The sequence below is a fragment of the Streptomyces sp. NPDC043952 genome, assembly GCF_056435325.1.
The window spans coordinates 1-1,463 of the sequence record NZ_JBWKES010000078.1 but is presented as its reverse complement, the minus strand read 5'-3'; the positions used below and the strand labels follow the sequence as shown (position 1 = coordinate 1,463).

At 67.9% G+C, this 1,463-nt stretch carries 1 protein-coding gene; it reads left to right on the top strand.

Annotated features, from left to right (window positions below; translation table 11 throughout):
- A partial coding sequence (locus tag AC069R_RS34070) for a dihydropteroate synthase (RefSeq protein WP_478770563.1) occupies positions 1-1,463 on the top strand: 1,463 nt, incomplete at both ends.

Below are 1,463 nucleotides of genomic sequence, written 5' to 3'. Positions count from 1 at the left end.
CCGGAGCCGGGGGCGGCGTCCCTGTACCAGTCGGTGCCGTTCCGGCAGGACACCTCGTACCTGGCGATCGGTGAGCGGACGAACGCGAACGGCTCGAAGAAGTTCCGGGAGGCCATGCTGGAGGGCCGCTGGGACGACTGTGTGGAGATGGCGCGGGAGCAGATCCGCGAGGGCGCGCACATGCTGGATCTGTGTGTGGACTACGTCGGCCGCGACGGCGTCGCCGACATGGCGGAGCTGGCCGGGCGGCTGGCGACGGCGTCGACGCTGCCGATCGTGCTGGACTCCACGGAGGTCGATGTCATCGAGGCGGGTCTGGAGCGCCTGGGTGGCCGTGCGGTGATCAATTCGGTGAACTACGAGGACGGGGACGGTCCCGAGTCGCGGTTCGCGAGGGTCACCCGGTTGGCGCGGGAGCACGGCGCCGCGCTGATCGCGCTGACCATCGACGAGGAGGGCCAGGCCCGCACGGTCGGGAACAAGGTCGCCATCGCCGAGCGCCTGATCGCGGACCTGACGGGGAACTGGGGGATCCGTGAGTCGGACATCCTGATCGACACCCTGACCTTCACGATCTGCACCGGCCAGGAGGAGTCCCGTGGGGACGGTATCGCCACGATCGAGGCGATCCGCGAGCTCAAGCGCCGCCACCCGGACGTGCAGACCACGCTCGGCCTGTCGAACATCTCCTTCGGTCTGAACCCGGCCGCCCGGATCCTGCTCAACAGTGTCTTCCTGGACGAGTGCGTCAAGGCGGGCCTGGACTCGGCGATCGTGCACGCCTCGAAGATCCTGCCCATCGCCCGCTTCAGCGAGGAGGAGGTGCGCACCGCCCTGGACCTGATCTACGACCGGCGTGCCGAGGGCTACGACCCGCTCCAGAAGCTCATGCGGCTGTTCGAGGGCGCGACCGCGAAGTCGCTGAAGGCGGGCAAGGCGGAGGAGCTGGCCGCGCTGCCGCTGGAGGAACGCCTCAAGCGGCGGATCATCGACGGTGAACGCAACGGCCTGGAGGCCGACCTCGACGCCGCACTCCAGGACCGTCCCGCGCTGGACATCGTCAACGAGACGCTGCTGGACGGGATGAAGGTCGTCGGGGAACTGTTCGGTTCGGGGCAGATGCAGCTGCCGTTCGTGCTCCAGTCCGCCGAGGTGATGAAGGCCGCGGTCGCCCATCTGGAGCCGCACATGGAGAAGTCGGACGCGGAGGGCAAGGGCACCATCGTGCTGGCCACCGTGCGCGGCGACGTCCACGACATCGGCAAGAACCTGGTCGACATCATCCTGTCCAACAACGGCTACAACGTCGTCAACCTCGGGATCAAGCAGCCGGTCTCCGCGATCCTGGAGGCCGCCGAGGAACACCGCGCGGACGTGATCGGGATGTCCGGGCTGCTGGTGAAGTCCACGGTGATCATGAAGGAGAACCTGGAGGAACTCAACCAGCGCGACCTGGCCGGCAA